Here is a 4,350-nt window from a genome sequence, read left to right as displayed (position 1 = left end):
CGAGGCCCGAGGCGGGAACGCTCAGGGTCGGGACGCCGGCGGGAACGGGGCGCGCGGGCGGGCGCGCCTGGAACCGGGGCAGCGGCGAGGACGGGGCGGTCGCGGCGCGGGCGGGCCTGGCCTCGACGTCCTTGGGCCGGGGGCGGATCAGGTCGATGGTCACCGTGGACAGGTCTTCGGCGGCCATGCGCTCGACCAGCGGCGGAACCGGCAGGGCCAGCCAAGCCAGCAACGCCCCATGCAGCAGCAGCGAGCCGGCGAGAATCGTCGCCCGCCGTCGCCTGTCTCCGCTCCGCATGACGCTCGACGCCACCCGCCCTCCTTGCCCCGCCTTCCGCTGACTCCCACATGGCGTGGAGGCGCGGGAAGACAAGCGCCCCATCCCAGCGTGACGCTATACAGCCTCTGGTGGCGAAAACAGGCTCCGAATGGGGCCTTAAGGCGGCGTTAACCGACGCGGGAACAGGCGGTTGACGTTTGGCGGCTTCGCGAGTACATACCGCGCTCTTTTTCGAGGCGCGCGTTCGCGTGCGTCCTGATGAGCGTGCGTTCCCGACGGACTTTTCGGCCAAGGGAGCTTGAACCCGCCGGTGTGCTTCCCGCGCCCCGGCGAGTTTCGTGTTTATCGGGTCTCCAAGCGGAGCCTTGAACCAAGAACAACAAAGACAAGGACCTGAAGCGCCTCGGCCGAAAGGCACACGCTTCCATCAGAGCAGAGACTTAATGCCTACCATTAACCAGCTCATCCGTAAGCCGCGCTCTCCGAAGCCGGTGCGGAACAAGGTGCCGGCCCTGAAGGGCTGCCCGCAACGTCGCGGCGTTTGCACCCGCGTTTACACCACGACCCCGAAGAAGCCGAACTCGGCTCTCCGTAAGGTCGCCAAGGTCCGTCTGACCACCGGCATCGAAGCCGTGTGCTACATCCCGGGCGAAGGTCACAACCTGCAGGAGCACTCGGTGGTGCTCATCCGCGGCGGCCGCGTCAAGGACTTGCCCGGCGTCCGTTATCACATCCTGCGCGGCGTCCTCGACACCCAAGGGGTCAAGGATCGTAAGCAGCGTCGTTCGCTCTACGGCGCCAAGCGTCCGAAGTAAGGAAGAAGAAGAATGTCCCGTCGCCGTCGCGCCGAGAAGCGCCAGGTTCTGCCGGATCCGAAGTTCGGGGACCTGGTTGTCACGAAGTTCATGAACTACGTGATGTACGAAGGTAAGAAAGCCGTCGCCGAAAACATCATCTACGGCGCTTTCGATATCCTGGAAGCCAAGCGCAAGGACCAAGGTCCGCTCGAAACCTTCCACTCCGCCCTGGACAACGTCGCTCCGGCGATCGAAGTCCGTTCGCGCCGCGTCGGCGGCGCCACGTACCAAGTGCCGGTTGAAGTCCGTCCGGACCGTCGCCGCGCCCTGGCCATCCGTTGGCTGGTGACCGCCGCTCGCAAGCGTGGCGAAAACACCATGACCGAAAAGCTGGCCGGTGAGCTGCTCGACGCCTCGAACAACCGCGGCACCGCCGTGAAGAAGCGCGAAGACACCCACAAGATGGCGGAAGCCAACCGGGCGTTCTCGCACTATCGCTGGTAAGCTTTTCGCTTCCAGCACTCTTTCAGGCGCGGGCGGTTTGAGATAAACCGCCCGCGCCGCACGTTTAATCCCGGTCGTGTCCGTCCTGGGCCGTCCCGTTTCGCAGAGCGATCGCTATGCCCCGCACGCATAAAATCGAAGACTACCGCAACTTCGGCATCATGGCGCACATCGACGCCGGTAAGACGACGACGACCGAGCGGATCCTGTATTACACCGGTAAGTCCCACAAGATCGGCGAAGTCCACGACGGCGCCGCGACCATGGACTGGATGGAGCAGGAGCAAGAGCGCGGCATCACGATCACGTCGGCCGCGACGACCGCTTTCTGGCAAGAAAAGCGCCTGAACATCATCGACACCCCCGGGCACGTCGACTTCACCATCGAAGTCGAGCGCTCGCTGCGCGTCCTCGACGGCGCCGTGACGGTGCTGGACGGCAACGCCGGCGTCGAGCCGCAGACCGAAACCGTCTGGCGTCAGGCCGACAAATACAAGGTTCCGCGGATCGTGTTCGTCAACAAGATGGACAAGATCGGCGCCGACTTCGACAAGTCGGTCGAGTCGATCCGCGACCGCCTGGGCGCCAAGGCCGTGCCGATCCAATTCCCGATCGGCGCCGAGTCGAACCTGAAGGGTCTGGTTGACCTGGTCCGCATGAAGGCCGTGATCTGGGACAATGACGGCCTGGGCGCGTCGTACCGTGACGAAGAAATCCCGGCCGACCTGATGGACAAGGCCGTGGAAGCCCGCGCCTATCTGGTCGAGAACGCCGTCGAACTCGACGACGAAGCCATGGAAGCCTATCTGGGCGGCGAAGAGCCCTCGATCGAGACGATCAAGAAGTGCATCCGTAAGGCCGTGCTGACCGGCGCCTTCTATCCGATCCTCTGCGGCTCGGCCTTCAAGAACAAGGGCGTCCAGCCGCTGCTCGACGCCGTCGTCGACTACCTGCCGTCGCCGGTGGACATCCCGCCGACCAAGGGCATCGACTTCAAGACCGAAGAAGAAATCACCCGCAAGGCCTCGGACGACGAACCGCTGTCGGTTCTGGCGTTCAAGATCATGGACGACCCCTTCGTCGGTTCGCTGACCTTCTGCCGCATCTATTCGGGCAAGATGGAAACCGGCATGAGCCTGCTGAACTCGACGCGCGACAAGCGCGAGCGGGTCGGCCGCATGCTGCTGATGCATTCGAACAACCGCGAAGACATCAAGGAAGCCTATGCCGGCGACATCGTCGCCCTGGCGGGCCTGAAGGAAACCCGCACGGGCGACACCCTGTGCGATCCGCTGAAGTCGCCGGTCATCCTGGAGCGCATGGAGTTCCCGGCCCCGGTTATCGAAATCGCCGTCGAGCCGAAGTCGAAGGCCGACCAGGAAAAGCTGGGCGTCGCCCTGCAGAAGCTGGCCGCCGAAGACCCGTCCTTCACCGTCTCGACCGACTTCGAGTCGGGCCAGACGATCCTGAAGGGCATGGGCGAACTGCACCTCGACATCAAGATCGACATCCTGAAGCGCACCTACAAGGTCGAAGCCAACATCGGCGCGCCGCAGGTGGCCTATCGTGAATCGCTGGGCCGCAAGGTCGACATCGACTACACGCACAAGAAGCAGACCGGTGGTACGGGCCAGTTCGCCCGCGTCATGATCACCTTCGAACCGGGCGAGCCGGGTTCGGGCTTCGTGTTCGAAAGCGCGATCGTCGGCGGCGCCGTGCCGAAGGAATACATCCCCGGCGTCCAGAAGGGCCTGGAATCGGTCAAGGACAGCGGCCTGCTGGCCGGCTTCCCGCTGATCGACTTCAAGGCGACCCTGACGGACGGCAAGTTCCACGACGTCGACTCGTCGGTCCTGGCCTTCGAAATCGCCGCCCGCGCCGCCTTCAAGGAGCTGCGCGAAAAGGGCGCTCCGAAGCTGCTCGAGCCGATCATGAAGGTCGAGGTCGTGACGCCGGAAGAATATCTGGGCTCGGTCATCGGCGACCTGAACAGCCGCCGCGGCATGATCCAGGGTCAAGACATGCGCGGCAACGCGACGGTCGTGAACGCCTATGTCCCGCTGGCCAACATGTTCGGTTACGTGAACACCCTGCGGGGCATGTCGCAAGGCCGCGCTCAGTTCAGCATGGTCTACGACCACTACGATCCGGTGCCGCAACACGTCGCCGACGAAGTGATCAAGAAGTACGCCTAAGCTTTCCCTCTCGGAAAAGCCTAGACGCAGGATTGAAAGGGGTTCAAAGGAGCCCCTTTCGCCAAACCCCAGAAGTTCAATCAATCTGAAGGCCCCCCCATCTTGAAGGGTTCTGGGGTCCTGGAGCTAAGAAGATGGCCAAGGAAAAGTTCGAACGCACTAAGCCGCACTGCAACATCGGCACCATCGGTCACGTTGACCATGGCAAGACCACGCTGACTGCCGCGATCACGATCGTGCTGGCGAAGACGGGCGGCGCGACCGCCAAGAACTACGCCGACATCGACGCCGCGCCGGAAGAAAAGGCCCGCGGCATCACGATCAACACCGCCCACGTCGAGTATGAGACGCAAAACCGTCACTACGCTCACGTCGACTGCCCCGGCCACGCCGACTACGTGAAGAACATGATCACCGGCGCGGCCCAGATGGACGGCGCGATCCTGGTCGTGTCGGCCGCCGACGGCCCGATGCCGCAGACCCGCGAGCACATCCTGCTGGCCCGTCAGGTCGGCGTGCCCGCCCTGGTCGTGTTCATGAACAAGGTCGACATGGTCGACGACGAAGAGCTGCT

General features: G+C 63.8%; 4 protein-coding genes and 2 pseudogenes. 4 read left to right on the top strand and 2 right to left on the bottom strand.

Annotated elements, in window-relative coordinates; all coding sequences use genetic code 11:
• Both FCU40_RS22640 and FCU40_RS22635 read right to left on the bottom strand, forming a co-directional pair.
• A pseudogene (locus FCU40_RS22640) lies at positions 1 to 298 on the bottom strand (hypothetical protein); the annotation flags it as partial.
• Between the two features lie 138 nt (positions 299 to 436).
• Positions 437 to 700 (bottom strand): annotated as a pseudogene (locus FCU40_RS22635) (hypothetical protein).
• A 23-nt stretch (positions 701 to 723) separates the two neighbouring features.
• Between FCU40_RS22635 and rpsL the strand changes: the two are divergent.
• The 4 genes from rpsL to FCU40_RS22615 form a co-directional block, all read left to right on the top strand.
• Entirely contained in the window at positions 724 to 1,095 is a 372-nt protein-coding gene (gene rpsL / locus FCU40_RS22630) for a 30S ribosomal protein S12 (RefSeq protein ID WP_004624021.1), read from the top strand.
• A 12-nt stretch (positions 1,096 to 1,107) separates the two neighbouring features.
• Entirely contained in the window at positions 1,108 to 1,581 is a 474-nt protein-coding gene (gene rpsG / locus FCU40_RS22625; RefSeq protein ID WP_004624018.1) for a 30S ribosomal protein S7, read from the top strand.
• Positions 1,582 to 1,697: 116 nt separating this feature from the next.
• Entirely contained in the window at positions 1,698 to 3,776 is a 2,079-nt protein-coding gene (gene fusA / locus FCU40_RS22620; RefSeq protein WP_004624014.1) for an elongation factor G, read from the top strand.
• A gap of 134 nt (positions 3,777 to 3,910) precedes the next feature.
• A partial coding sequence (locus tag FCU40_RS22615; protein ID WP_168078048.1) for a GTP-binding protein occupies positions 3,911 to 4,350 on the top strand: 440 nt, incomplete at its 3' end.

The organism is Caulobacter sp. SSI4214 (assembly GCF_012184455.1).
Lineage (GTDB): Bacteria > Pseudomonadota > Alphaproteobacteria > Caulobacterales > Caulobacteraceae > Caulobacter > Caulobacter vibrioides_E.
The sequence above is the reverse complement of the archived record's forward strand: the minus strand, read 5'-3'. Positions and strand labels throughout refer to the sequence as shown.